General features: G+C 41.6%; 24 protein-coding genes, 1 tRNA gene and 2 pseudogenes. 9 read left to right on the top strand and 18 right to left on the bottom strand.

The window, feature by feature from the left end; all coding sequences use genetic code 11:
• Positions 1 to 78: 78 nt before the first annotated feature.
• The 3 genes and pseudogenes from FOA33_RS03380 (at position 79) to FOA33_RS03370 (ending at position 2117) form a co-directional block, all read left to right on the top strand.
• Positions 79 to 458: pseudogene (locus tag FOA33_RS03380) on the top strand (ImmA/IrrE family metallo-endopeptidase).
• Between the two features lie 12 nt (positions 459 to 470).
• Positions 471 to 668, top strand: a pseudogene (locus tag FOA33_RS09300) (HIRAN domain-containing protein); the annotation flags it as partial.
• 363 nt (positions 669 to 1031) lie between these two features.
• A complete protein-coding gene (locus FOA33_RS03370; protein WP_221160643.1) occupies positions 1032 to 2117 on the top strand; it encodes a site-specific integrase in 1086 nt (361 codons plus the stop codon).
• A gap of 36 nt (positions 2118 to 2153) precedes the next feature.
• Here FOA33_RS03370 and FOA33_RS03365 read toward each other — a convergent pair.
• From FOA33_RS03365 to FOA33_RS03340, 6 genes are all read right to left on the bottom strand, one after another.
• Positions 2154 to 2225, bottom strand: a tRNA-Arg gene (locus FOA33_RS03365).
• 42 nt (positions 2226 to 2267) lie between these two features.
• Positions 2268 to 2615 carry a 50S ribosomal protein L19 gene (rplS, locus tag FOA33_RS03360; protein ID WP_001068669.1) on the bottom strand — a complete coding sequence of 116 codons (348 nt, stop codon included), beginning with the start codon at positions 2613 to 2615 and terminating at the stop codon, positions 2268 to 2270.
• Between the two features lie 118 nt (positions 2616 to 2733).
• Entirely contained in the window at positions 2734 to 3063 is a 330-nt protein-coding gene (gene crcB / locus FOA33_RS03355; RefSeq protein WP_221160642.1) for a fluoride efflux transporter CrcB, read from the bottom strand.
• The gene (gene crcB / locus FOA33_RS03350) at positions 3057 to 3431 is read right to left on the bottom strand and encodes a fluoride efflux transporter CrcB (RefSeq protein WP_221160641.1); all 375 of its coding nucleotides are present in this window, start codon (positions 3429 to 3431) and stop codon (positions 3057 to 3059) included. The genes crcB (FOA33_RS03355) and crcB (FOA33_RS03350) overlap by 7 nt, the downstream gene beginning before the upstream one ends.
• A complete protein-coding gene (locus FOA33_RS03345; protein ID WP_221160640.1) occupies positions 3428 to 3694 on the bottom strand; it encodes a chorismate mutase in 267 nt (88 codons plus the stop codon). The genes crcB (FOA33_RS03350) and FOA33_RS03345 overlap by 4 nt, the downstream gene beginning before the upstream one ends.
• A gap of 117 nt (positions 3695 to 3811) precedes the next feature.
• Positions 3812 to 4255 carry a flavodoxin gene (locus FOA33_RS03340; protein WP_001162124.1) on the bottom strand — a complete coding sequence of 148 codons (444 nt, stop codon included), beginning with the start codon at positions 4253 to 4255 and terminating at the stop codon, positions 3812 to 3814.
• 103 nt (positions 4256 to 4358) lie between these two features.
• Here FOA33_RS03340 and FOA33_RS03335 point away from each other — a divergent pair, with 103 nt between their 5' ends.
• Positions 4359 to 5294 (top strand): DHH family phosphoesterase, encoded by a 936-nt coding sequence (locus tag FOA33_RS03335; RefSeq protein ID WP_221160639.1) that lies wholly within the window; start codon positions 4359 to 4361, stop codon positions 5292 to 5294.
• 95 nt (positions 5295 to 5389) lie between these two features.
• Complete coding sequence (locus FOA33_RS03330) at positions 5390 to 5632, top strand: type B 50S ribosomal protein L31 (RefSeq protein ID WP_000710762.1); 243 nt, start codon at positions 5390 to 5392, stop codon at positions 5630 to 5632.
• 114 nt (positions 5633 to 5746) lie between these two features.
• On the opposite strand, the gene FOA33_RS03325 is transcribed toward FOA33_RS03330, so the two are convergent.
• From FOA33_RS03325 to FOA33_RS03295, 7 genes are all read right to left on the bottom strand, one after another.
• Positions 5747 to 7081: an Nramp family divalent metal transporter gene (locus tag FOA33_RS03325; RefSeq protein ID WP_221160638.1), complete on the bottom strand. Its 1335-nt coding sequence runs from the start codon at positions 7079 to 7081 to the stop codon at positions 5747 to 5749.
• A gap of 221 nt (positions 7082 to 7302) precedes the next feature.
• Positions 7303 to 10479, bottom strand: coding sequence for a carbamoyl-phosphate synthase large subunit (gene carB / locus FOA33_RS03320; protein ID WP_221160637.1), 3177 nt, complete (start codon positions 10477 to 10479; stop codon positions 7303 to 7305).
• Positions 10480 to 10931: 452 nt separating this feature from the next.
• A complete protein-coding gene (locus FOA33_RS03315) occupies positions 10932 to 12011 on the bottom strand; it encodes a carbamoyl phosphate synthase small subunit (RefSeq protein WP_221160636.1) in 1080 nt (359 codons plus the stop codon).
• A 49-nt stretch (positions 12012 to 12060) separates the two neighbouring features.
• Complete coding sequence (locus FOA33_RS03310) at positions 12061 to 12984, bottom strand: aspartate carbamoyltransferase catalytic subunit (protein ID WP_221160635.1); 924 nt, start codon at positions 12982 to 12984, stop codon at positions 12061 to 12063.
• Between the two features lie 18 nt (positions 12985 to 13002).
• Positions 13003 to 13524, bottom strand: coding sequence for a bifunctional pyr operon transcriptional regulator/uracil phosphoribosyltransferase PyrR (gene pyrR / locus FOA33_RS03305; RefSeq protein WP_000850018.1), 522 nt, complete (start codon positions 13522 to 13524; stop codon positions 13003 to 13005).
• A 210-nt stretch (positions 13525 to 13734) separates the two neighbouring features.
• A complete protein-coding gene (gene nth / locus FOA33_RS03300; protein WP_000244429.1) occupies positions 13735 to 14364 on the bottom strand; it encodes an endonuclease III in 630 nt (209 codons plus the stop codon).
• On the bottom strand, positions 14365 to 14907 hold the full coding sequence (locus FOA33_RS03295) for a YceD family protein (RefSeq protein ID WP_221160634.1): 543 nt from the start codon (positions 14905 to 14907) through the stop codon (positions 14365 to 14367).
• Positions 14908 to 15074: 167 nt separating this feature from the next.
• Here FOA33_RS03295 and FOA33_RS03290 point away from each other — a divergent pair, with 167 nt between their 5' ends.
• Positions 15075 to 15404 carry a helicase BlpT gene (locus FOA33_RS03290; RefSeq protein WP_221160633.1) on the top strand — a complete coding sequence of 110 codons (330 nt, stop codon included), beginning with the start codon at positions 15075 to 15077 and terminating at the stop codon, positions 15402 to 15404.
• Between the two features lie 437 nt (positions 15405 to 15841).
• Positions 15842 to 17401 carry an ATP-binding cassette domain-containing protein gene (locus FOA33_RS03285; RefSeq protein WP_221160632.1) on the top strand — a complete coding sequence of 520 codons (1560 nt, stop codon included), beginning with the start codon at positions 15842 to 15844 and terminating at the stop codon, positions 17399 to 17401.
• Positions 17402 to 17445: 44 nt separating this feature from the next.
• On the opposite strand, the gene htpX is transcribed toward FOA33_RS03285, so the two are convergent.
• Positions 17446 to 18345, bottom strand: a complete 900-nt coding sequence (gene htpX / locus FOA33_RS03280) for a zinc metalloprotease HtpX (protein WP_221160631.1) — start codon at positions 18343 to 18345, stop codon at positions 17446 to 17448.
• A gap of 1 nt (position 18346) precedes the next feature.
• Positions 18347 to 18907, bottom strand: a complete 561-nt coding sequence (locus FOA33_RS03275) for a LemA family protein (RefSeq protein ID WP_000219838.1) — start codon at positions 18905 to 18907, stop codon at positions 18347 to 18349.
• Positions 18908 to 19000: 93 nt separating this feature from the next.
• Between FOA33_RS03275 and rsmG the strand changes: the two genes are divergently transcribed.
• A complete protein-coding gene (gene rsmG / locus FOA33_RS03270; protein ID WP_221160630.1) occupies positions 19001 to 19714 on the top strand; it encodes a 16S rRNA (guanine(527)-N(7))-methyltransferase RsmG in 714 nt (237 codons plus the stop codon).
• Between the two features lie 271 nt (positions 19715 to 19985).
• A complete protein-coding gene (locus FOA33_RS03265; protein WP_061597803.1) occupies positions 19986 to 21269 on the top strand; it encodes a uracil-xanthine permease family protein in 1284 nt (427 codons plus the stop codon).
• 41 nt (positions 21270 to 21310) lie between these two features.
• Here FOA33_RS03265 and FOA33_RS03260 read toward each other — a convergent pair whose 3' ends face one another.
• The 3 genes from FOA33_RS03260 to FOA33_RS03250 are packed head-to-tail and all read right to left on the bottom strand — an operon-like array spanning position 21311 to position 23885.
• Complete coding sequence (locus FOA33_RS03260; RefSeq protein WP_221160629.1) at positions 21311 to 22219, bottom strand: DMT family transporter; 909 nt, start codon at positions 22217 to 22219, stop codon at positions 21311 to 21313.
• Positions 22220 to 22227: 8 nt separating this feature from the next.
• Positions 22228 to 23163: a serine hydrolase domain-containing protein gene (locus tag FOA33_RS03255; protein ID WP_221160628.1), complete on the bottom strand. Its 936-nt coding sequence runs from the start codon at positions 23161 to 23163 to the stop codon at positions 22228 to 22230.
• Complete coding sequence (locus FOA33_RS03250; protein WP_221160627.1) at positions 23160 to 23885, bottom strand: CppA family protein; 726 nt, start codon at positions 23883 to 23885, stop codon at positions 23160 to 23162. Before FOA33_RS03250 ends, FOA33_RS03255 begins: the two co-directional genes overlap by 4 nt.
• Positions 23886 to 24014 lie beyond the last annotated feature (129 nt).

Raw genomic sequence — 24014 nt, 5'->3', positions numbered from 1 at the left:
CTTCCTTCCAATTCTATTTTACTCTAGTTCATGAGATAAAACAACTAATTTTAAAAAATATTTGAAGGATGATAGCCTATGACTATTGAAGAGCTAGTTGACTCACACGGTGTCACTCTCGCTTACTTTGATAACGAACTTTGGCAAAGACCTGGAGTTTATATCAAAGAAATCAGTATTATCTTTATAAACCGTGAACTGTCCGAAAACGCAAAAAAACGGGTCATATACCACGAATTAGGACATCTGGAATTCCTACCGCACTATATCAAAACAACCACACTAGATGCGAGAATGAAGCCAATAGGTACATGATTCATAAGTTGCTAGAAGAAGAACTTGCGCTATCTGATGATCAGTTATCTTTTAACTATTTACACCTCATGAAGAAGCACAAATTAAAAACCATCACAGATGAAGTAATGGTCATTGACGAATATTTTTCTTTGATTAGTTGATAGGAGCGTAGTATGAAAATCGGAATGAGAACACCAAGTCTAAAAAAGAGCTTAAAAGCTAGAACTACCAGCAAATGGAAAAGACAAGCTAAAAAAGCTATTATTCCTGGATATGGAAAGAAAGGCGTGGGATGGATAAAGAATCCCAAGAAAGCCATGTATAATAAGTTCTATCATAAGACGACGTTTGGTCTTTCAGATTTACTGAAACCTTCTAAAAAGAGAAATAAGAGGACAACAAAAAGTCAAACGTCCATCAAATCTACAAAGAAAAACGGAGCAAAAGATTACAAAGAAGCCGGTATTGTACTAATAGTCATAGGTGCTATCTTGGTATTTCTACTTCCACCGATAAGTTTTATTTTTATCACAACCGGTTTTATTAGTTTTATTTTCGGTCATTTCTCAATGAAACGTGAAATGAAAAAACGAAAAAATCAGAAAGACGTTTAATAAAAATCCCCACACTCGTCATCGCCAAATTTTGAGTGTGAGGATATCCTGTATAAGAAATAACCATTCAAAAGGTCGTTTTCTTGTACCCATTTTATCAAGAAATGAGGTAAAAATCAAATGGCATCATACAGAAAAAGAGAGAATGGTAAGTGGGAATATCGCATTTCTTATAAATCCCACGACGGAAAATACAAAAAAGCTGAAAAAGGGGGATTCCCGACTAAAAAGGCTGCACAGATAGCTGCTGCTGAAAGAGAAAAAGAGCTACTACTCCCTTCTCGTGTTTCCGATGATATTACACTTTACGAATATTTTAAACAATGGGCAACTATTCATAAGAAACCTAATATTTCTCCCGTGACCTGGCAAGTTTATCAAGTTACCAGTCGCAATATTGAAAAACTATTTCCAGGGGCGAAACTTAAAAACATAACCAGTTCAATCTATCAGCAAGCCCTAAATACATTTGCTGAGACTCATTCTCAAGCAACAGTTGAAAGATTGAATATTCATATCAAGCAATGTGTCGCAATGGCTGTGCATGAGGAAATTATTCAAAAGAATTTCACTACGTTTGCTAAAGCGGTATCCCAACATAAAGGGATTGAGAAAGAAACCAAATTTCTTGAAGTTGAAGAGTACAAGAACGTTATAGCTGTTTCAAAGCGTAAAATGGACGTTCAATCTTATGCAGTGATCTATCTTATCGCAGTTACTGGAATGCGTTTCGCTGAATGCTTAGGGCTTACATGGGACAGTGTAGACTATGATAACAAGGTTCTTGCTGTAGATAAGACCTGGAATTACAAAACGAATCTTGATTTCAGCTCTACAAAAACAAAAAGCAGTATCCGAAAGATACCGCTTGACGACTCAACTCTTGAATTATTAAAAAAGTACAGACAAGATCATTGGCTGGAAAATAAAGATAATCGTATTTTCTCTAACATATCAAACAATGCAGTCAATAAGACCTTAAGATATATCGTTGGAAGAAATGTCCATGCTCACTCGCTTAGACACACATACGCTTCTTTCTTGATTTCAAAACACGTTGAACTACTATCTATCTCTAAAATCCTTGGCCATGAGAATATGAACATCACTATTGAGGTGTACGCTCATCAGTTAAAGGAATTAGAGGACGAAAGCAACTCAGAAGTAAGAGAGATATTCTCAAATTTAGGGGCGAATTTAGGGTGAAACACCGCAAATGCCCAGTAAAATCAATAGTTTCTATGCCCCCTGCCGGAATCGAACCAGCAACTACTCCTTAGGAGGGAGTTGTTATATCCATTGAACTAAGGGAGCTAGATAAAAACTCTGCTGGATAAGCAGAGTTTTTTAGTCGAACTAACGACGGATTTCTTTGATACGAGCTGCTTTACCTTGAAGAGCACGCAAGTAGTACAATTTCGCACGACGTACTTTACCGTAACGAACAACTTCGATCTTTTCAACACGTGGAGTGTGGATTGGGAAGATACGCTCAACACCTACACCGTTAGAGATTTTACGCACTGTGTAGTTTTCCGAGATGCCAGCACCTTTACGTGCGATAACAACACCTTCAAAAATCTGGATACGTTCACGGTTACCTTCGACAACTTTCGCGTGTACACGAACAGTGTCACCAGGACGGAATGATGGGATATCTGTACGAAGTTGACCTTCAGTCAAGCTTTGGATTAATGGATTCATTTTATTCTCCTATCTTTGTCAATCTTGAGGAACCTTCCTCAGCGGATAAACTGTATTTTTGTGCGTCCATTACACACAAGATACAGTTTACCAAATTTCCGCCTAAAAGTAAAGAAATTTATAGCAGAATTCCTAAAAAAATCGCTAGAAAACCGCCTAGGTAAGTTAAGAGAAAATAGCTATAAAATACCTTCTTGTCACTTAACAGTTTTTGCAGCTCGTCATTCAGAGTTGAAAAGGTCGTCAACCCACCACAGAAACCTGTCGCTAGGATAGCATAGACTTCCTTAGACTCCACATGGTTGTAGAGCAAGCCAATCAAAAAACAACCGAGAAGATTGGCTATGAGAGTTCCTAGGGGCAATTTCGAGGATTGATTATATCGGGAAAAGAAATACCGCACTAGGGCTCCGAATCCACAGGCGATTGAAAGATAAACGATTACCATTTCTTCCTCCCTAGAACATAAGCCAAGAGCAGACCTCCACCAATACTAAAAATCAAATACAGGACTAAACTAAGATAACGCCCGGTATCGAGCAATTTCACGGCATCAAGCATTAGGCTAGAAAAAGTTGTTAAACCTCCGCAAAAACCCGTCCCCAGCGCCAAAACCAAACCTTTACTGCTTCCCTTATAGACCAGATAGCCTTTTACCAGATAGACTAAGCAGAAAATTCCCAGATAATTCACAAGGAGGGTTCCCCAAGGAAAGTCAGGACTGGTTGGCAACAGACTAGATAGAAAATAGCGGCCAAGGCCTCCCAACATAGCAGCTAAAAATATCCCTAGCGGATAGAATTGTTCTTTTTTCATTTGATGTTTTGATCCTGATAATCACGCGAACGTTTGAGAATGTCTGAAAAAGTCGCGACAATAGTCTTCTGATAACGCTTATCCTCTACTCGATTTTTGACCTTTTCAAAAATGATTTCTTCTCGCTTGGTATCTAAAATAGGTTTTCCTGAGGCTTTCTTATAGGCAACTACTCCCTCAACCAACTGCATTCGTTCTTCTAGGAGCTTGACGATTTGGTCGTCGATTTGATCAATTTCTTGGCGAATAATATCTAAATTCATACAGTGTCCTCCTTTATTTGAATTATTGTATCAAAAAGCTTCTAAATAGGCTAGTAAAATCCCAAAAAAACTAATAAAAAAACGCACTGACTTCTTCCAGTCAGCGCAGTTTGATTCTTATCCTACTTTTGCAGCCAATTCTTCTGCGAATTGTTCCAAGCGTTCGATGTCCTCATCTTCGGCAGACAGATCCACTTTAACACACTCTGAACCTTTTTCTGCTCCTGTCGCTACAAAAACGCGATCAAAGTCATCAACGGCCTTACAGAATTCGTCGTAGAAGGTATCTCCTGAACCGACCACTCCGTAGATTTTGCCATTCAAGTTGAGATCTGCTAGGTCTTCGTAGAAGTCCATCATCTCATCTGGCAATTCTCCATCTCCGTAGGTGTAAGTCGCAACGATTGCGATATCCGCTTCCAAGAAGTCTGAAGCGTCAACAGTCGTACATTCATCAACATCGACATCCAAGCCCAAGTCACGTAATTTGTCTGCTACAATATCTGCAATTTCTTCGGTATTACCGGTCATACTGGCAAATACAATTTTTGCTAATGCCATATCGTCCTCCTCAATTTATCTTTCTCCATTATATCATATCTTTTTCATTTTAAAAATAAAAATTCTTGTGCTACAATGAAATGAGAAAGAATTGAGGTTATTTATGGAAATTTGCCAGCAAATATTAGAGAAAATCAAAGAATACGATACCATTATCATTCATCGTCATATGAAACCAGATCCTGATGCCTTAGGGAGTCAAGTGGGCTTGAAAGCTCTTCTCACACACCATTTTCCAGAAAAGACTATCAAAGCAGTCGGTTATAACGAACCAACTCTAACCTGGATGGCGGAAATGGATCTTGTTGAAGATAGTGACTACCAAGGAGCTCTTGCTATTATTTGTGATACAGCGAATCGTCCTCGTATCGATGATAAACGCTATGAACAAGCTGCTTTCATCATCAAAATCGATCACCATCCAAATGATGATATCTATGGTGACCTATCTTGGGTGGATACAAGTTCAAGCAGTGCTAGTGAAATGATTGCATTATTTGCTCAAGAAAATCAGCTAACTTTGTCTAGAGAAGCCGCACGACTTCTCTATGCAGGAATTGTCGGGGACACTGGGCGTTTTCTCTACCCTTCAACTAGTGCCCGTACCTTTAGAATAGCTGGCCAGCTCCGAGAAATTGATTTTGACTTTGCTGGATTGTCTCGTCAAATGGATACCATGAGTTTCAAGATTGCAAAACTTCAAGGGTATGTCTATGATCATTTGGAAGTTGATGATAATGGGGCTGCACGCGTTCTGCTTACTCAAGACATCTTGGAAAAATATAAGGTTACGGATGCTGAAACGGCTGCGATTGTCGGAGCACCTGGTCGAATTGATACCGTTAAGGCTTGGGCCATCTTTGTTGAGCAAGTTGACGGTCACTTCCGTGTGCGTATGCGCAGTAAAATCACCCCTATCAATGAAATTGCCAAAGAACACGACGGAGGAGGACATCCATTAGCTAGTGGCGCCAATTCCTATAGTCTAGAAGAAAACGAAATCATCTATCAAAAGTTAAAAAACTTGCTTAAAAACTGATAAAATACTTGCCAAACTTTTCAGAATCTGATAGACTAGTATGGTAACAATCTATGGCTCGCAAAGAGACCATGGCAGAAAGGAAATATTGCAAAATGAAAAAAGATATCCATCCAGAATATCGCCCAGTCGTCTTCATGGACACAACTACTGGTTACAAATTCCTTAGCGGTTCAACTAAACGCTCTAACGAAACTGTTGAGTTTGAAGGCGAAACTTACCCATTGATCCGTGTGGAAATTTCATCAGACTCACACCCATTCTACACTGGACGTCAAAAGTTCACTCAAGCAGATGGACGCGTGGATCGTTTCAACAAAAAATACGGTCTCAAATAATAAAAAAGAACAGTTTCAACTGTTCTTTTTTTGCACTTCTTTTTATGAACCAACCACTACTATTATCTCAATATCAAGCTTTAAGCTAGTGCCGAGAACTAATTTCAAACAAGTTTAAAAAGTATCGAAAAGAAGTTTGATATTGAGAATGGTTAAGATAATAGAAACTGCGTAACCTAGGATGGTGTTCCACTTGGCATTGGTGAATTCTCCCATCAGTGACTTTTTAGAGGTTAGATAAATCAAGGGGAAAATTGAAAACGGAAGAGCGATTGAAAGAAAGACCTGTGAATAGACCAATAACTGATCCAAGTTTTTTTCTTGATGCCCAAATAAAACGGCGACTATAATCACAGGTAGCAAGGCAAAAATACGGGTACCGATACGGATAAGCCACTGAGGCAATCTTAGATGTAAGAAGCCTTCCATGACAATCTGTCCTGTCAAAGTGCCTGTAATAGTCGAATTTTGACCACTTGCTAAGAGGGCTAGAGCAAATAAAGTTGACAGAGTTGAGCTGGCTATTGCTCCTGCTATCGTCGAATCCTGTAAAGCATTGTACATTTGGGAGAAAGCTGAAATTTCAGACGCATGACCAAAAAAGAGGGAGGCACCTAAAATGAGAAGTAAGGAATTGACAATAAAGGCTAGGGACAACTGAAGATTTGAATCCCAGGTCATAAAGCGAACTGCTTTTCGAACATCCTTCTTATCTTTGTGATTGATTTTCCTTGTTTGGGATAGAGAGGAATGGAGATAGAGATTATGGGGCATGACTGTCGCTCCTACAATCCCTAGAGCCAAGGTCAATTGACTTTCATGACCCGGTAACGGTGTTTCAAATAAAGTTGAAGTTGGCAAATAACCACCAATGATCCCCTGGATACTTGGATTGGATAAGGCCACAAGATAGGTAAAGATGGCTAATATGGTTAAAATAAGGGTCGTAACAATAGATTCAATTTTTTTGAAACCAAATTTCATCAACAACAACAAAAGAAACACATCTAAAACGGTTAAGAGGATAGCAATCATAATCGGTATTTTAAACAAAAGATTTAAGGCAATCGCTGAACCTAGAACCTCAGCCAAGTCTGTCGCCATTAAAGCTAATTCTAAAATCACCCACAAACTATAGCGAAGCCACTTGGGAGCATGATGAGCTGTTGCCTGTGCTAGGTCCATCCTAGTCACGATACCGAGCTTCCCAGCCATCTGTTGTAGCTGCATAGCAATGATGGATGAAATTAAAATAACAAATAAAAGGCTGTACTTGTAGGAGGCGCCACCAACCACACTGGTGATCCAATTTCCAGGATCCATGTAGCCAACTGCCACAAGTGCACCAGGTCCTAAGAATGCTTTTAGATTTTGCCAAAAATGATTGTTATTTGGAGTCTCAATAGATTGATTGATCTCAGAAAGAGAGACTTTTTCATAAGAGGACATAGGGATTTCCCACTTTCTAATCTGTCTTTACATATTTCTTAATAGAATATTTTTTTGAAAGAATGATGAAAATAGTTTACCTATTTCCAATTCACCCTTATTATATCACATTTTGGAATGATTCCTAAGAAAAGAAATGATAGTTGAAATAGGCAATATCAGTATTGTAAAAGCCAGCGTCAGAAAACGCTGGCTTTAAAACTGTGAAAATGCTTTCTCAACTAGATCGCTTCTGTGACAAAACTACGGCTTTCAAGCACCTTAAGCATGGCATTAGCTGTATCTAGGGCTGTAAAGAGTGGCACACCATGTTCAATGGCTGAACGACGGATTTGCTCACCATCTTCGTCAGCAGTTCGTTTGGTTCCGACAGTATTGATGATCGCTTGGATTTTTCCTTTACGGACATAGCTTGGGATATCCTGTTCATCGTCACCAATCTTACCAACAGGTTTGGCTTCGAGTCCATGACTGGCAAAGAAGGTTGCTGTCCCTTCTGTTGCGAGGATACCGTAGCCGATATTTTGGAAACGACGAGCCAAGTCCAAGGCTTCATCTTTGGCATCATCAGCGATGGTGAATACAACATTCCCAAAGGTTGGCAAGTGTAGGTAAGAAGCTTCAAAAGCCTTGTACAAAGCTTTTTCAAGAGTTGTATCAGAACCCATGACTTCCCCTGTTGACTTCATTTCAGGCCCGAGTAAGCTATCTACCTTGGCTAGTTTCGTAAAGGAGAAGACTGGCGCCTTGATATGAACACGAGTGCTTTCTGGATAAAGACCATCTTGGTAGCCAAGTTCTGACAAACTTTGACCAAGAATCAACTTAGTCGCTACCTGAGCCATAGGAATATTAGTCACCTTAGAAAGGAATGGAACAGTACGGCTGGCACGTGGATTGACCTCAATAACGTAGACTTTTTCATCCTTGATGACAAACTGAATGTTCATCATCCCAAGACAGTTAAGACCGATTGCTAGGCGTTTGGTATAGTCTGCGATGGTTTCCTGCACCTTTTGAGACAAGGTTTGTGGTGGGTAAACGGCCATTGAGTCACCTGAGTGGACACCGGCACGTTCGATATGTTCCATGATACCAGGGATGAGAACATTTTCTCCGTCTGAGATGGCATCAACTTCACACTCTTGCCCAACAATGTAAGAGTCAACAAGAACTGGGTGGTCTGGACTAGCCTTAACAGCTGTACGCATGTAAGAACGGAGGTCTTCTTCGTTTTCAACGATTTCCATGGCACGTCCACCCAAGACATATGAAGGGCGAACGAGAACTGGGAAACCGATCTTACGAGCAGCAAGCACTGCTTCTTCTTCATTGGTAGCCGTTTGACCTGGTGGCTGTGGAATATCCAAGTCTTTAAGGGCTTGCTCGAAGAGGTCACGGTCTTCCGCACGGTCTAGGTCAGCGACTTGCGTACCAAGGATGGTCACACCTGCTTTGGCTAATGGCTCCGCAAGGTTGATAGCTGTTTGACCACCAAACTGAACGATAACCCCTTTTGGTTGCTCCAAGTCAATAACATTCATAACATCTTCAAAAGTTAATGGCTCAAAGTAGAGCTTATCAGATACCGAGAAGTCTGTAGAAACGGTCTCTGGGTTTGAGTTCATGATGATGGCTTCGTAACCAGCTGCTTGGATAGCCTTAACAGAGTGAACGGTTGCGTAGTCAAACTCAACTCCTTGACCGATACGGATTGGACCTGAACCTAGGACAAGAACGGATTCCTTTTCAGATTTGATAGACTCATTTTCCCAGCCATAGGTTGAATAGAAGTATGGTGTTTCAGAGTCGAACTCTGCCGCACAGGTATCGACCATCTTGTAAACTGGGACAATCTTGTTTTCCAAGCGAACTTGGCGAACTTGGTCAGCTGTCGTTTTCCAGAGTTCCGCAATCTTACGGTCTGAAAATCCATTGAGTTTAGCTGTTTTCAAGACTTCTAGATCTTGTGGATGGGCACCTAATTCTTGCTCGATTTCAAAGATATGCAAGAGTTTATCCAGATAGAAGATATCAATCTTTGTCAATTCAGCAATTTCTTCTGGTGTGTAACCACGGCGAATGGCTTCTGATACGTAGAAGAGACGGTCATCTTGGGCTTTGACAACCTTTTCAATCAAGGAATCATCAGAAACTGCTGCAAGTTCAGGCATTTCATTGTGGTGAACGCCAATTTCAAGTGAACGACATGCCTTGAGAAGTGACTCCTCGATGTTACGACCGATGGCCATGACTTCACCAGTCGCTTTCATCTGGGTACCAAGACGGCGCTCACCTTTTTCAAACTTGTCAAATGGGAAACGTGGAATCTTTGCAACGACGTAGTCAAGGGCTGGCTCAAACATGGCATAGGTTGAACCTGTAACTGGGTTAATAACTTCATCTAGGGTCAATCCAACTGCAATCTTAGCTGCCAATTTGGCAATTGGGTAACCCGTCGCCTTAGAAGCAAGGGCTGAAGAACGCGATACCCGAGGATTTACTTCGATGACATAGTACTTAAAGCTATGGGGATCAAGGGCCAGCTGAACGTTACACCCACCTTCAATCTTGAGAGCGCGGATAATGCTCAAGCTCGCGTCACGAAGCATTTGGTTTTCATAGTCTGACATGGTTTGCGCAGGGGCAAATACGATAGAATCCCCTGTATGAATCCCAACGGGGTCAAAGTTTTCCATGTTACAAACAACGAGGGCATTGTCAGCTGAATCGCGCATGACTTCGTATTCGATTTCCTTGAAACCTGCAATCGAACGTTCAATCAAACATTGGGTAACAGGTGACAGTTTCAACCCATTTTCAGCGATTTCACGTAGTTCTTCCTCGTTGGCACACATACCACCACCAGTACCACCTAGGGTAAAGGCTGGACGGACGATGACAGGGTAGCCGATTGACGCCGCAAAGGCAACAGCTTCTTCCACTGTGTTGACAATTTCAGATTCAGGGATTGGCTGCTCAAGCTCTTCCATCAATTGTTTAAAGAGGTCACGGTCCTCTGCTTGGTCAATGGCAGACAATTTAGTACCTAGAAGCTCTACTCCAAGCTCATCTAGGATACCATTTTTAGACAATTCCATGGCCATATTGAGCCCTGTTTGACCACCAAGAGTTGGAAGCAAAGCATCTGGACGTTCCTTACGGAGAATACGTGTCACAAACTCGAGTGTAATCGGTTCGATGTAGACCTTGTCCGCAATCTCCTTATCTGTCATGATAGTGGCAGGGTTTGAGTTCACCAAGACAACCTCATAACCTTCCTCTTTCAAAGACAAGCAGGCCTGGGTCCCCGCGTAGTCAAACTCAGCAGCCTGACCAATAATAATCGGACCAGAACCAATCACCATAATTTTTTGAATATCAGTACGTTTAGGCATTTATAAGATATTAAGGGCGTCAAGCGGACAAAGCTAAAATAGGAGTTATGACGAAGAACTATCAGTTCTAGGAATAACTATCTTTTTAGCACCGTCCGTAGCCCGTATTCAGTTCAGCAAATACGGACCACCCTTCTCCTTTCTATTCGGCAACTCTCAGGTTGCCATTAAATAAATTCTCCGACGATTTTTTTAGAGAAACGATATTTTTTCGGTAAAAAATCTAGTGCAGGGAGTTTTTAGTTCGCCTGATAGCGATTAAAAGAAACGACCTGCCTTTCTATTCGTCGCCTCACAGAGCGACATTAAATAAGATACAAAGGACGAATAGAGAGCGATTGAATTTTAGGAAACCAAGGAAGAATTGACAATCCAAGTTGGTTTCTCTAAATTCCGAGCTTTCCGTCCGTGTTCAGTTACATAAATTCTCCGACGAGCTCTTTTACTCGTTCTTAGTTTGATTGTTTAAAAGCTTCCATCATCTCGATAAATTCATCAAAGAGGTAGCTAGCGTCGTGTGGACCAGGAGCTGCATCTGGGTGGAATTGCACGGAAAAACCTGGTTGGTATCTGTGACGTACACCTTCAACTGACTTATCATTGATTTCTTCGTGAGTAATAATCAAGTGCTCTGGCAAGTCCTCACGGCTAACTGCATAACCATGGTTTTGGCTGGTGAAGTCTACGCGTCCTGTAGCAATCTCACGTACAGCGTGGTTAAATCCTCGGTGACCAAACTTCATCTTGTAGGTCTTAGCCCCGTTTGCCATGGCAAAGAGTTGGTGTCCCATACAGATACCAAAGATTGGAATTTTCCCTTGCACACCACGAATCATGTCCAGTGCTTCTGGAATGTCTTCTGGGTTACCTGGACCATTTGACAACATAACTCCGTCAGGATTGAGGTGGAGAATTTCTTCTGCTGTTGTTGAATACGGAACAACCGTCACGTTACAGTTACGCTTAGAAAGTTCACGTAGGATTGAGTGCTTGAGTCCAAAATCCACTAGCACCACGCTCAAACCAACTCCAGGAGCTGGATAGGAAGTTTTAGTAGAAACCTGTTTGATATTGTCTGTCGGCAAGACTGTTGCTTGGAGCTGGGCTGTGATATGGTCCATGGTATCGCCAACATGTGTAAGGGTTGCACGCATCGTACCATGCTTGCGGATAATTTTTGTAAGAGCACGGGTGTCAATTCCTGAAATACCAGGGATTTTCTTGGCTTTCAAAAATTCATCCAAGGTCATTTGGTTGCGCCAGTTACTTGCTCTACGCGCTTCTTCGAAAACAACAACTCCTTTACAAGTTGGAATGATGGATTCATAATCATCACGGTTAATTCCATAATTTCCCACCAAAGGATAGGTAAAGGTCAAGATTTGTCCATTATAAGACTGGTCTGTAATGGATTCTTGATAGCCGGTCATCCCTGTATTAAAGACGATTTCGCCTGTTACATCAATGTCTGCTCCGAAGGCCTTGCCTTCAAAAACTGTGCCATCTTCTAATACTAGAAGTCTTTTTGTCATATTTTCACCTCTCGTGGACGCTCACTGGCGTCTTTTAACGTCTTGTGTTTTAGTTGGCGTTTCTACTCGCCAATACGGATTCTAAAATTGCCATTCGAACAAAGACACCGTTGGTCATTTGTTGGACAATGCGTGATTTTGGCGCTTCAACCAAGTGATCAGCAATTTCCACATCTCGATTAACTGGAGCAGGATGCATAATGATTGCTGTTTCTTTTAAGCGATTATAGCGTTCTTGGTTTAAGCCGTGTTGAGCATGGTAGTCTTCTTTTGAAAAAACGGCTCCACTTTCATGGCGTTCATGTTGAACTCGGAGTAACATCAAAACATCCACCTGATCAACAATCTCATCAATAGTTACAAACTGTCCATAGTCCGCAAACTCTTGACTTCTCCATTCCTCAGGTCCTGCAAAGAACAGTTCAGCACCCAAGCGTTTCAAAATCTGCATATTGGATTTGGCAACACGTGAGTGGTCCAAGTCACCTGCAATAGCAACCTTGAGACCCTCAAAGTGACCAAATTCCTCATAAATGGTCATCAAATCAAGCAGGCTCTGACTAGGGTGTTGTCCTGAGCCATCTCCACCATTGATAATGGAAGTCGTAATGGTTGGACTCGCAATCAGTTCTTTATAATAATCGACCTCTGGGTGACGAATCACACAGACATCTACACCAAGCGCAGACAAGGTTAAGATGGTATCATAGAGTGTCTCACCCTTATTTACCGAGCTGGTCTTCACATCAAAGTCAAGCCGCTCCAGCCCTAGCTTAATCTCTGCCACTTCAAAGGACTTATGTGTCCGTGTAGAATCCTCAAAGAAAAGATTTGAAACAATCGGATGGTCTTCATAGGGAAGTTGGGCTCCGTTTTTAAACTCAATTCCTCGCTTAATCAATTTCATCACTTGATTAACAGTGAGGTCTTCCATAGAAACCACATGGTTCAATGCTTGTTGATTTTCTGACATGGCTACTCCTTCAGCTTTCTAAGCTTCTTCAGTAATCAGAACTCTGTCTTGGCCATCAAGTTCTGTCATCTCTACAATGATTTCTTCAGAACGACTGGTTGGGATATTTTTCCCAACGTAATCTGGACGGATTGGCAATTCTCTATGTCCACGATCTACTAGCACCGCAAGACTCACGCGCGCAGGACGACCATGTCCGACAATGTTATCGATAGCAGCACGGATGGTACGACCTGTATAAAGCACATCATCCACCAAGATAACTTCACGGTCTGTCACATCAACAGAAATCAAAGAAGTATCTTCTCCGCTTTTAACATCATCACGGAAAGGTTTGGTGTCCAATTCCACAACAGGAACAGTGATATTTTCCAACTGCTCCAAGCGTTCTTTGATACGATGAGCGATGAAAACACCACGCGTTTTTATCCCAGCTAGGATAATTTTATTCAAATCCTTATTGCGCTCGATAATCTCATAAGTAATTCGCGTAATCGCTCGTTTAACAGTCAATTCGTCTACAACTTCTTTTGTCTTCATGACAAACCTCCAAAAAGAAAAGTCTCCTTCTACAAGGAGACTTGAAATGTATAGCCAAGCAAGCCCTACTGTAAACAGTATAGACTTCACCTTTCTACTTTATCATGCTCCTTGCCTGCCTCACGGGACAGGTTTAAAGGACTATTTAGTTATCATTTACTATAGCACAAAGCACCCTTAAAATCAAGCAAAAACTTTTTCAGAGTCCCCTCAAACATTACTAAAATCATATAATTGGGGATAGTGGTCACATTCTGGATTTTTGGGATGGCAGATAGCTCGTCCAAAGTAAATCATGGCCTGGTGGGCTGCTAACCACTCTTCTGGTGGTAGAACGTCCATGACACGTTTTTCTACTTCAAGTGGCGTAGCTGATTTTTTAACGATATCGTGATGCTTACAGATACGCTCCACATGGGTGTCCACTGCAAAAGCAGGAATTCCAAACCCCACACTCAGTACTACATTTGCTGTTTTACGACCAACACCAGCTAGACTTTCTAATTCCTCTCTAGTCTGAGGCACTTGACCATCAAAATCGTCTAGTAACTGTTGGGCACATTTTTTAAGAAATTTAGCCTTATTTCGATACAGTCCCAGGCGAGAAATGTGTGAAGCAATTTCACTCTCTGTCGCTACAGACATGGCTTGTGGCGTTGGAAAGGCTGCGAAGAGCCCTGGTGTGGCCTTATTTACCGCTGCATCCGTGGTCTGGGCTGACAGCATCACTGCAACCAAGAGTTCAAAATGATTGCGAAAATCTAGACTTGGTTTGGCATCTGGAAAAAGGGCAATAATTTCCTCTATGACATGACGGGCACGTTTCTTGGATAAAACCATCTACTCATCTCCATCAAATAGTCCTTGTAAGCCAGCAAAAGGACTGTTTTCTTCTTTCTTGACTGCTTGTTGAGCTTGGTATTCTTCCTCAGTCATGATTTGCCAGTCATTACCTGAAACAAATCCTTGACCAGCTTCTTCTTCAGCTGTCAAGACCTTGATAGGAATGTTTAGCAAGATATTATCTGCTACGCTCTCAGCAAGGTCGATTTCCCCATTTTCGATAGGCAGGACCAAATCATCATCTAAAACTTCCTGATCTAGTTGGTTGGTTGCGCCTTCCATGAAAACCTCTGTCACTGGATAAGACTCTGCCAACTCTACTGGCTCCATACTGCGACTGGAAGCAAGAACAATAGTGTAAGATAGTTGATAATCTAAGAAATACATGCGGTCTTCATACTGCACCTTCCCCACTGCAAGGATATCTTTGACATCTAAAATTTCTTGATTCCGTTTACACAAGTCTGCTGCCAGGTCTAAAGCTTGTTCAAAGTGTAGGCCTTCAGGCTGCTTACGAATTTCTTGAATGTTTAACTTCATATTTCCTCCATAAAGATGTACTCACTTGATTATACCATGAAAAGGCTGTAAGTCAGCTTTCCAAACTTTGATATTAAAATCTCATTTTTAACATATTTACTATGACAAACCTTCCTATTAGTGCTATACTATAGGCAAGAATAGATCAGAGCAAGGAGGATGCTCATATGGAAGACAAAGCACTCATCACTGAAGCTTACCAACTCCTTTCCGAGTTAAATAAAAGCTACCAAAGCTGCAAACAAGGAACAGCCGATGATCTTCGACTGCAAGAGCTGCTGAACACCACTCTACAGGAACTTAAAAAAGCGGAAAAGTTGGACAACAGTATCTTAATCGACCTCGAGAAATTTTACCAACGTACCAGTCTTCTGATTGGACTGGGCAGTCTAAAACTAAACGACCAAGCACGCAACGCTTGGCGCAACTATGACAAGTTCCATTATGAGCATGTCAAACACGTACTAACTCTCTATGGACCTGTTTTTGGATTCTGATACTCTTCGAAAATCTCTTCAAACCACGTCAGCTTCGCCTTGCCGTACCCAAGTATAGCCTTCGGATCGCTTCCTAGTTTGCTCTTTGATTTTCATTGAGTATAAAAACTAGAATTTCCTGTTTTCTATTGACAAAATTTTCTGAAAAGTATAGGATAGAGGTACTAATACTCGGAGGTAAGGGAGACATGAACAACTAAGTCTATCAAATAAAGAACCTTTATTTAGTAGATCTTGTTTTTGTCTCTTTTTGTGTGCTCTTTTTATACTAGATTTTCTAGTATCTTGTCCCCATTGAAATTCAAAAAACTAGAAAGCTATTCTCCTATTGGGTTGGGTTAGGCAACTCCAAGCTAGTTTGACGAGTTTTTCAACGAGGATAATAGAGTTTTTAACAGTGACTTTGGGCTCTACTAGATAAAGTAGAGCTTTTTGTTATGCACTATCGACATTCTAGAAAGGGCAACAATATGATAAAAATCAATCATCTAACCATCACGCAAAACAAAGATCTACGAGATCTTGTATCTGACCTAACCATGACTATCCAAGACGGGGAAAAGGTTGCTATTATTGGTGAAGAAGGAAATGGCAAATCGACCTTACTACGAGCTTTAATGGGGGAAGCATTACCTGATTTTACTATCAAGGGCGACATTCAGTCTGACCTTCAATCACTGGCCTACATTCCTCAAAAACTAGCTGAGGACCTGAAAAAGAAAACTCTACATGACTACTTCTTTTTGGATTCTGCTGATTTAGACTACAGTATTCTTTATCGTTTGGCGGAGGAGTTGCACTTTGATAGCGACCGTTTTGCTAGCGATCAAGAAATTGGCAGTCTATCAGGGGGCGAGGCTTTGAAAATTCAGCTCATACATGAATTAGCCAAACCCTTTGAGATTCTATTTTTAGATGAACCTTCAAATGACCTAGACCTTGAGACGGTTGATTGGCTAAAAGGTCAGATTCGAAAGATTAGGCAAACTGTTATTTTCATTTCCCATGATGAAGACTTTCTTTCTCAAACGGCAGATACTATTGTCCACTTGCGACTGGTCAAGCATCGAAAAGAAGCGGAAACGCTAGTCGAGCATTTAGACTATGATCGCTATAGTGAGCAGAGAAAGGCTAGTTTTGCCAGACAAAGTCAGCAAGCTGCTAACGACCAACGAGCCCATGATAGAACCATGGAAAAACATCGTCGCGTTAAGCAGAATGTAGAAACTGCCTTGCGTAACACTAAAAACGATGTTGCTGGGCGCCTACTGGCTAAAAAGATGAAAACTGTTCTCTCTCAAGAAAAACGATTTGAAAAGGAAGCTCAGTCCATGACCCAAAAGCCACTTGAAGAGGAACAAATCCAACTTTTCTTTTCAGATATCCAACCATTACCGGCTTCTAAAGTCTTAATCCAACTGGAAAAAGAAAATTTGTCCATTGGCGAGCGCATTTTAGCTCAGGAGTTACAACTAACTGTCCGTGGCCAAGATAAAATCGGTATCATCGGCCCAAATGGTGTTGGAAAATCAACTCTGTTAGCCAAGTTACAGCAACTACTAGGTGATAAACGAGAGATTTCGCTTGGTTTTATGCCACAAGATTACCATAAAAAACTGCAATTGGATCTATCTCCAGTAGCCTATCTCAGCAAAACTGGGGAAAAAGAGGAACTACAGAAAATCCAATCCCACCTAGCCAGTCTCAATTTCAGCTATCCAGAGATGCAGCACCAAATCGGCTCCCTATCTGGTGGGCAACAGGGTAAACTGCTTCTCTTGGAATTAGTCCTGCGCAAACCAAACTTTCTTCTTCTCGATGAGCCTACCCGAAATTTCTCCCCCACTTCTCAACCTGAAATCAGAAAACTCTTTGCCTCCTATCCAGGCGGTCTGATCACTGTTTCACATGACAGACGTTTCCTAAAAGAGGTCTGTACCAGTCTCAATCGTTTGACCGAACATGGTTTGGAAGTTGTCGATTTACAAGATTTATAAATGTTGAACATAGCAAAAATCCAGAGACGACCTCTGGATTTTTTTTACATGTGTTTCAAACGTTCGATTCGTTCTGAGATAGGTGGGTGGGTATAAAAGAGTTTTTGAAGTCCCCCACCTTTCTTGGGATCATTGATATAAAGAGCGCTGCTGGCATCGTCAACATGGTGGTGCATCGGCTCGCTATTATCCAACTTGCGCAGTGCATTGATCAGCCCTTGAGGATTGCGAGTTAGCTCCACACTGGATGCATCCGCTAGGAATTCTCGCTGACGGGAAATGGCTAATTGCACCAAGGTTGCTGCGAGAGGTGCCAGAACAATGGCTAAGAGAGAGATAACAAGCATGACAATCTCTAGACCATTTCCGTCACGATCATTATCACTCCGTCTGCGACCTGCGCCACCCCACCACATCATCCGTCCTGCCATACTAGACAGAAGGGTAATGGCACTGGCAAGGGCAACAGCAATGGTCGAAATGCGAATATCGTAGTTTCGGATATGACTGACTTCATGCCCCATAACAGCTTCCAGTTCCTCGCGATTCATGATAGACAGAAGGCCTGAAGTGGCTGCGACAGCTGCATTCTGCGGATTCGAACCTGTTGCAAAGGCATTTAAAGAAGAATCCTCAATGATGAAAACACGCGGCATAGGAATCTGAGCGACCATAGCCATATCTTCTACTACATGGTAGAGGTCTGGTGCCGTTTGTTCATCAACCTCACGCGCTCCATTCATGGACATGACAATCTCTGTTGATTGAAAGATCATGGTCAAAGCATAGACAAAACCGATGATTAGGGCTATGATCATGCCACCAAGACCTGAGCGCATGAAGAGATAACCAACCGCATAACCAACCAAGGTCAAGAGTAGGAAGAAAACCAGCAATAAAATCCAAGTTTTTCGTTTATTGCTCGCAATTTGATCAAACAACATCTTAGTCACCTAAACCGCTAAAGTCAACTTTAGGAACTGCCTTTTCCTCTTCAGGTGTTTGAAGGAAGTCTGCAGCTTTAAAGCCAAATAGTCCTGCGATGATGTTACTTGGGAAGCTTTCAAGTTTTACATTGTAGTTGCTGACAACACTGTTGTAGAGTTGGCGTGAGTAAGAAATTTTATTTTCTGTATTGGTCAACTCTTCTTGCAATTTGATAAAGTTGGCACTAGCTTTCAAGTCTGGGTAATTCTCTGCTACTGCAAAGATACCAGAAATCTGGCGGGTAAGGGCATCACTGGCCTTCATAGCTTCTGCCGGTGAAGTTGCTGCGGCTACCTGTCTACGAAGTTCTGTCACTTTTTCCAAGGTAGAACCTTCATATTTCGCATAGCCTTTGACTGTTTCAATCAAGTTTGGGAGGAGATCATTACGACGCTTCAACTGAACATCGATCTGACTCCAAGCCTCCTTGGTCTGCATACGATTTTTAACCAAACCGTTATAGCTAACAATCACAAAAATAACAATCAGAGCCAAAACTCCAAGAATAATCCAAGTCATAATCTTATTCCTTTCTTCTTTTAGATTACTACCAGTATATCAAAATTTTAATGAATATGGTAAAATAAGATGATACTAGAGAAGGAAACTACTATGAAACCAGAAACATTTTACAGCCTACTAGCTGAGCAAAATATTCCACTTTCGGACCAGCAAAAGAACCAATTTGAACGGTATTTTGAACTCTTGGTCGAGTGGAATGAAAAGATTAACCTGACCGCTATTACAGACAAGGAAGAAGTTTATCTCAAACATTTTTATGATTCGATTGCACCCATCCTGCAAGGCTTGATTTCAAATGAAACTATCAAACTTCTTGATATCGGGGCTGGGGCAGGATTTCCTAGTCTGCCTATGAAAATTCTCTATCCACAGCTGGATGTGACCATCATTGATTCACTCAATAAGCGCATTAACTTCCTTCAGCTTTTGGCTCAGGAGTTGGATTTGGATGGTGTTCACTTCTACCATGGACGGGCAGAAGACTTTGCCCAAGACAAGAACTTCCGTGCCCAGTTTGATGTGGTGACGGCTCGTGCGGTTGCCCGTATGCAGGTTTTGTCTGAGCTGACCATTCCCTATCTTAAAGTCGGCGGAAAACTATTGGCACTCAAGGCCAGCAATGCTCCTGAGGAATTGCTAGAAGCCAAGAATGCCCTTAACCTCCTCTTTAGTAAGGTAGAGGACAACCTCAGCTATGCCCTACCAAATGGAGATCCGCGCTACATCACTGTGGTCGAAAAGAAAAAGGAGACGCCTAACAAGTACCCAAGAAAGGCTGGCATGCCCAACAAACGCCCACTTTAAACAATGGTGCCCCCTTGTTTAAAATTCAGAAAACAATTTACAAAACGGACCTCGCTCTCACATTTCTGGGCTCGGGAAAAATTCGTTTACAAAACGAATTTTTTCTGCTATACTATCCTAAGCAAAGGTTTTTAATGTCATCCTGTGAGGTGACGAAGGCGCAGATTTATATAAATTTTTAAAAGATAGCTATTTTTTAAAAAGTCTTACTCTGAGGGCCTATTGCTGCAAAATAATGGGCTCTTTTTTGGTGCCCAAAAGTGAGGTTTTTATGAAACAGGAATCAACTGTTGACTTGTTACTAGACGTTGATCAACGTCCTTCTGCTGGTAAAGGCATTCTTCTAAGCTTCCAGCACGTATTTGCCATGTTTGGTGCAACCATTCTCGTTCCCTTAATTTTGGGAATGCCCGTATCGGTTGCTCTCTTTGCATCCGGTATTGGAACACTTATCTACATGATTTCTACTGGTTTTAAGGTTCCAGTTTATCTAGGTTCTTCATTCGCCTTTATCACGGCTATGTCTTTAGCCATGAAAGAAATGGGGGGCGATGTATCTGCCGCTCAAACTGGGGTCATCTTGACTGGTTTGGTCTATGTCCTTGTAGCAGCAAGTGTTCGTTTTGCAGGTACGAAATGGATTGACAAACTCTTGCCACCAATTATTATCGGACCTATGATTATCGTTATCGGTCTTGGACTTGCTGGTTCAGCTGTAACGAATGCTGGACTTGTAGCAGATGGAAACTGGAAAAATGCCCTTGTAGCCGTTGTTACGTTCTTGATTGCAGCCTTTATCAATACAAAAGGAAAAGGTTTCCTCCGTATCATTCCTTTCCTCTTTGCCATCATCGGTGGATACCTATTTGCCCTAGTTCTTGGATTAGTTGACTTCACTCCTGTTCTTCAAGCCAACTGGTTTGAAATCCCTGGTTTCTACTTGCCATTTAATACGGGTGGTGCCTTTAAAGAGTACAACTTGTACTTCGGTCCTGAAACCATCGCCATCTTGCCAATCGCTATTGTAACCATTTCAGAACACATCGGAGACCACACAGTTTTGAGCCAAATCTGTGGCCGTCAATTCCTGAAAGAACCAGGACTTCACCGTACTCTTCTCGGTGACGGTATCGCGACATCTGTATCAGCCTTCCTCGGTGGACCAGCTAATACGACCTACGGAGAAAATACAGGGGTTATCGGGATGACTCGTATCGCTTCTGTCTCTGTTATCCGTAACGCGGCCTTCATCGCCATTGCTCTTAGCTTCCTTGGTAAATTTACTGCCTTGATCTCAACAATCCCAAGTGCTGTGCTTGGTGGCATGTCCATCCTTCTCTACGGAGTTATCGCCAGCAACGGTCTAAAAGTTTTGATTAAAGAGCGCGTTGACTTCAGCCAAATGCGTAACCTCATCATCGCAAGTGCCATGTTGGTACTTGGACTTGGTGGGGCTATCCTCAAACTTGGCCCAGTTACACTTTCAGGTACTGCTCTATCAGCCATGACAGGAATCATCTTAAACTTGATTTTGCCACACGAAAACAAAGACTAATCATCTATACACACAAAATCCACTCGATTGAGTGGATTTTTTTATTGCTTACTCTTTATTTCCAACAGTAAATCTTTCAAAGAAATAATGGTCACGGCTAGTAAAATCATGGCCATACCGACAAAATCAATCGCATAAAACTGTTCCTTCATAATCAGAAAGGCAAAGAAAACGGCTGAAATTGGTTCTATGGAAGCTAATAAACTAGACTTAACAGGGCCTATCAGACTAGCTCCTTTTAGGAAAGCTGTATAGGCAAATACTGTTCCAATGATGATAATGCCAACAAATGCAAAGAGAAAATCTAAGCTGGTTGGTATGCTGGCCTGTAAGACTCCTGTAAAGGGAATAGCCACTACACCAGAAATAACCATCCCGACACCAATCACCAAAATACTGCCCCACTTCTTAATCAAAGCGATGGGAAGGATAATATAGAGGGCATAGGTCAAGGCAGAAAAGAGACCCCAGAAAAGGCCTAGGGGTGTGACAGACAACTGGTCAACTTTCCCGTGCGTCGCAATCAGAAAAGTTCCTCCTATAGCCAAGCCAATCGAAATAATCTCAGCCAGAGTCGGAGCTACCTTGTCCTTGATACAAGTATAAATCAAGATCCCAACGGGGCATACATACTGGAGAACTGTCGCAGTTCCAGCATTGGTTTCCTGAATGGCAGAAAGATAGGCAAACTGGTTTAAGAAAAGTCCGAACACTGCAAATAGCAACAGAGATAGCAGACTTTTTTTGTCTTTTAAAAAAGAAAGGAATTTATCCTTTGCAGTCATATAGGATAAGATTACTAGCGCCAAGCCTGCAATAATAAGTCGCAAATTGGTCAAGACTAGAGCAGAAACCCCGTGTGCCATCAGGTATTGGCCACTGGTTCCAGACAAGCCCCAAGCAATCCCTGCCGCTACTGTATATAGAGTTCCTTTTACGGTTTTTGACATGATTCTCCCTACTCCTCTTGACGAATCATTTCCATGACTTGATTTCGATCGACTATCCACTGGGCACGCTCATCCTTCTCATACGTTCGATTGGATAAAAAGATAGCAGCTTCTTGTTTCTCTCGATTCCACATAATGAAAGTACCTGTATAGCCCGTATGGTCGAGCCAGGTTCCTTCCAAATTCCAGGATAGGGAACGCTCCTTATCATCTAAGGGAGAAAAATTTTGGCTCAAATCTTCTGCAAAATCATCTTTCAAGTAATGTTCCAGAAAGATTTGCAGATCCTTAACAGTCGAAAACAAACCTGCACTACCAGCGTGCTTCCCTAATAGACGGGCTTTGGGATCGTGAATGATTCCGGCCTCTACTCCTCTCACTGTTGGTACAGCAACCTCAACGGGACCAAACATCGTTTCCTTCATCCCCCATGGTTTCAAAACTTGTTCTTCTATAATCTGATCCAAGTCTTGGTTAAAGATTTTTTCCAAAAGAAAGCCCAAGAGTAAAAAGTGAACATCTGAGTATAGAAAAGCAGGCTGACCTCGTCTGTTGAGGTGAAACATGGCTTCTCTCAATTCCTCAGCGCTTAACTGGTCTCGATTAGGAATAAAGGGATCTAAGTCTGTAGCATGGGTCAGAAGCTGCCGTATAGTGATATCTGGGTAATCACACTCCGGTAAAAAATCCGTTACCGGTCGATCAATATCTAATTTGCCATGCTGCCACAAGAAGGTAAAAACCGTCCCCACTCCCACGACTTTACTCACACTAGCCAGATCATAAACCAAACCGCTCTCTGTCTTTAAGCCCCGTTCTGGATCACTCAATCCTAGATAAGACTCTTTCCATTCACCATCCTTATAATACGCAAAAGAGGCCCCGGGATAAATCCCTGCCTCGATTTGATCTTCTATTTTTCTTAGAATTTTTTCCAACTTCATGCTTCTTCAAACCACAATTCAATGTTATTGGTATCTTTACCAAGGAAGAATTTTTCAGACTTAGGGACAAAGTAGCCTGTCTTTTCAAATTTTTGACGAAGACTGGTTAGATCAAAATTTCTTACTAAAAATTTCAACATCGTCAGGTCCCAAGTGACATTGTTTTCAACAGCCAAATCTGGCCCTTGCCCTTTAGTAAAAGTGATTGCTGGTGCTACTCCCTCAGGATCAAGTAAACTCTCTGTCCCCTCAGGCAAACGCAACTCCATAGAAACCTCAAATTGACTCACGTATTTTATACTTGTATTTGAATAAAATTCAGGAACAGTTTCCAGTGGAACCAAATTTCTTATATCATTTTCTGCATGAACAAGGATCACATCCTCTTCAGGAGAAACAATCTCAAAAGCATATCCACGGCTTCCTTTAAATAAGCGAGGAAGAGACTTCATTTGAGAAAGAAGGGCCTCGATTTCAGAAGGATCCTCAACCTTTATCAAGAGTCTAGCTAGCTTCTTAAGTCCTTCAACTCTACGAGTTCGCATGCTTGGAGCTTCTTCTAAAATCAATCTCTCCGTACCTGTCTGGTCGCCTAATGAAAGAAAGGCAGACTCTTCTAGTAAGGGTTTCATCCCCAGAGTTTCAATGTAAAATATCTCATTTAATTTTCGATTATTAACTTTCAAAGTCGGAATGATCCGAACAATCTCATTCACATCCATAAATTCCTCCAACTCTTTTATTTTAAAGGATTTTAGAATATTTTACAAGCCATATTTGTTTAAATTAGAAAATTTTCCAATCATAATCACCCGTCTAACGGGTGGTTTGCACCAGGGCTATAAGCCCAA

The organism is Streptococcus cristatus (genome assembly GCF_019685515.1).
GTDB lineage: Bacteria > Bacillota > Bacilli > Lactobacillales > Streptococcaceae > Streptococcus.
Note: the sequence above shows the minus strand (reverse complement) of the source record. Positions and strands in the feature narration are given on the sequence as shown.

Excerpts from the sequence above, each read along its gene's own strand:
- FOA33_RS03370 (WP_221160643.1), top strand. The coding sequence starts at position 1,032 with ATGGCATCATACAGAAAAAGAGAGAATGGTAAGTGGGAATATCGCATT.
- rplS (WP_001068669.1), bottom strand. The coding sequence starts at position 2,615 with ATGAATCCATTAATCCAAAGCTTGACTGAAGGTCAACTTCGTACAGAT.
- crcB (WP_221160642.1), bottom strand. The coding sequence starts at position 3,063 with ATGGTAATCGTTTATCTTTCAATCGCCTGTGGATTCGGAGCCCTAGTG.
- crcB (WP_221160641.1), bottom strand. The coding sequence starts at position 3,431 with ATGAAAAAAGAACAATTCTATCCGCTAGGGATATTTTTAGCTGCTATG.
- FOA33_RS03345 (WP_221160640.1), bottom strand. The coding sequence starts at position 3,694 with ATGAATTTAGATATTATTCGCCAAGAAATTGATCAAATCGACGACCAA.
- FOA33_RS03340 (WP_001162124.1), bottom strand. The coding sequence starts at position 4,255 with ATGGCATTAGCAAAAATTGTATTTGCCAGTATGACCGGTAATACCGAA.
- FOA33_RS03335 (WP_221160639.1), top strand. The coding sequence starts at position 4,359 with ATGGAAATTTGCCAGCAAATATTAGAGAAAATCAAAGAATACGATACC.
- FOA33_RS03330 (WP_000710762.1), top strand. The coding sequence starts at position 5,390 with ATGAAAAAAGATATCCATCCAGAATATCGCCCAGTCGTCTTCATGGAC.
- FOA33_RS03325 (WP_221160638.1), bottom strand. The coding sequence starts at position 7,081 with ATGTCCTCTTATGAAAAAGTCTCTCTTTCTGAGATCAATCAATCTATT.
- carB (WP_221160637.1), bottom strand. The coding sequence starts at position 10,479 with ATGCCTAAACGTACTGATATTCAAAAAATTATGGTGATTGGTTCTGGT.
- FOA33_RS03315 (WP_221160636.1), bottom strand. The coding sequence starts at position 12,011 with ATGACAAAAAGACTTCTAGTATTAGAAGATGGCACAGTTTTTGAAGGC.
- FOA33_RS03310 (WP_221160635.1), bottom strand. The coding sequence starts at position 12,984 with ATGTCAGAAAATCAACAAGCATTGAACCATGTGGTTTCTATGGAAGAC.
- pyrR (WP_000850018.1), bottom strand. The coding sequence starts at position 13,524 with ATGAAGACAAAAGAAGTTGTAGACGAATTGACTGTTAAACGAGCGATT.
- nth (WP_000244429.1), bottom strand. The coding sequence starts at position 14,364 with ATGGTTTTATCCAAGAAACGTGCCCGTCATGTCATAGAGGAAATTATT.
- FOA33_RS03295 (WP_221160634.1), bottom strand. The coding sequence starts at position 14,907 with ATGAAGTTAAACATTCAAGAAATTCGTAAGCAGCCTGAAGGCCTACAC.
- FOA33_RS03290 (WP_221160633.1), top strand. The coding sequence starts at position 15,075 with ATGGAAGACAAAGCACTCATCACTGAAGCTTACCAACTCCTTTCCGAG.
- FOA33_RS03285 (WP_221160632.1), top strand. The coding sequence starts at position 15,842 with ATGCACTATCGACATTCTAGAAAGGGCAACAATATGATAAAAATCAAT.
- htpX (WP_221160631.1), bottom strand. The coding sequence starts at position 18,345 with ATGTTGTTTGATCAAATTGCGAGCAATAAACGAAAAACTTGGATTTTA.
- FOA33_RS03275 (WP_000219838.1), bottom strand. The coding sequence starts at position 18,907 with ATGACTTGGATTATTCTTGGAGTTTTGGCTCTGATTGTTATTTTTGTG.
- rsmG (WP_221160630.1), top strand. The coding sequence starts at position 19,001 with ATGAAACCAGAAACATTTTACAGCCTACTAGCTGAGCAAAATATTCCA.
- FOA33_RS03265 (WP_061597803.1), top strand. The coding sequence starts at position 19,986 with ATGAAACAGGAATCAACTGTTGACTTGTTACTAGACGTTGATCAACGT.
- FOA33_RS03260 (WP_221160629.1), bottom strand. The coding sequence starts at position 22,219 with ATGTCAAAAACCGTAAAAGGAACTCTATATACAGTAGCGGCAGGGATT.
- FOA33_RS03255 (WP_221160628.1), bottom strand. The coding sequence starts at position 23,163 with ATGAAGTTGGAAAAAATTCTAAGAAAAATAGAAGATCAAATCGAGGCA.
- FOA33_RS03250 (WP_221160627.1), bottom strand. The coding sequence starts at position 23,885 with ATGGATGTGAATGAGATTGTTCGGATCATTCCGACTTTGAAAGTTAAT.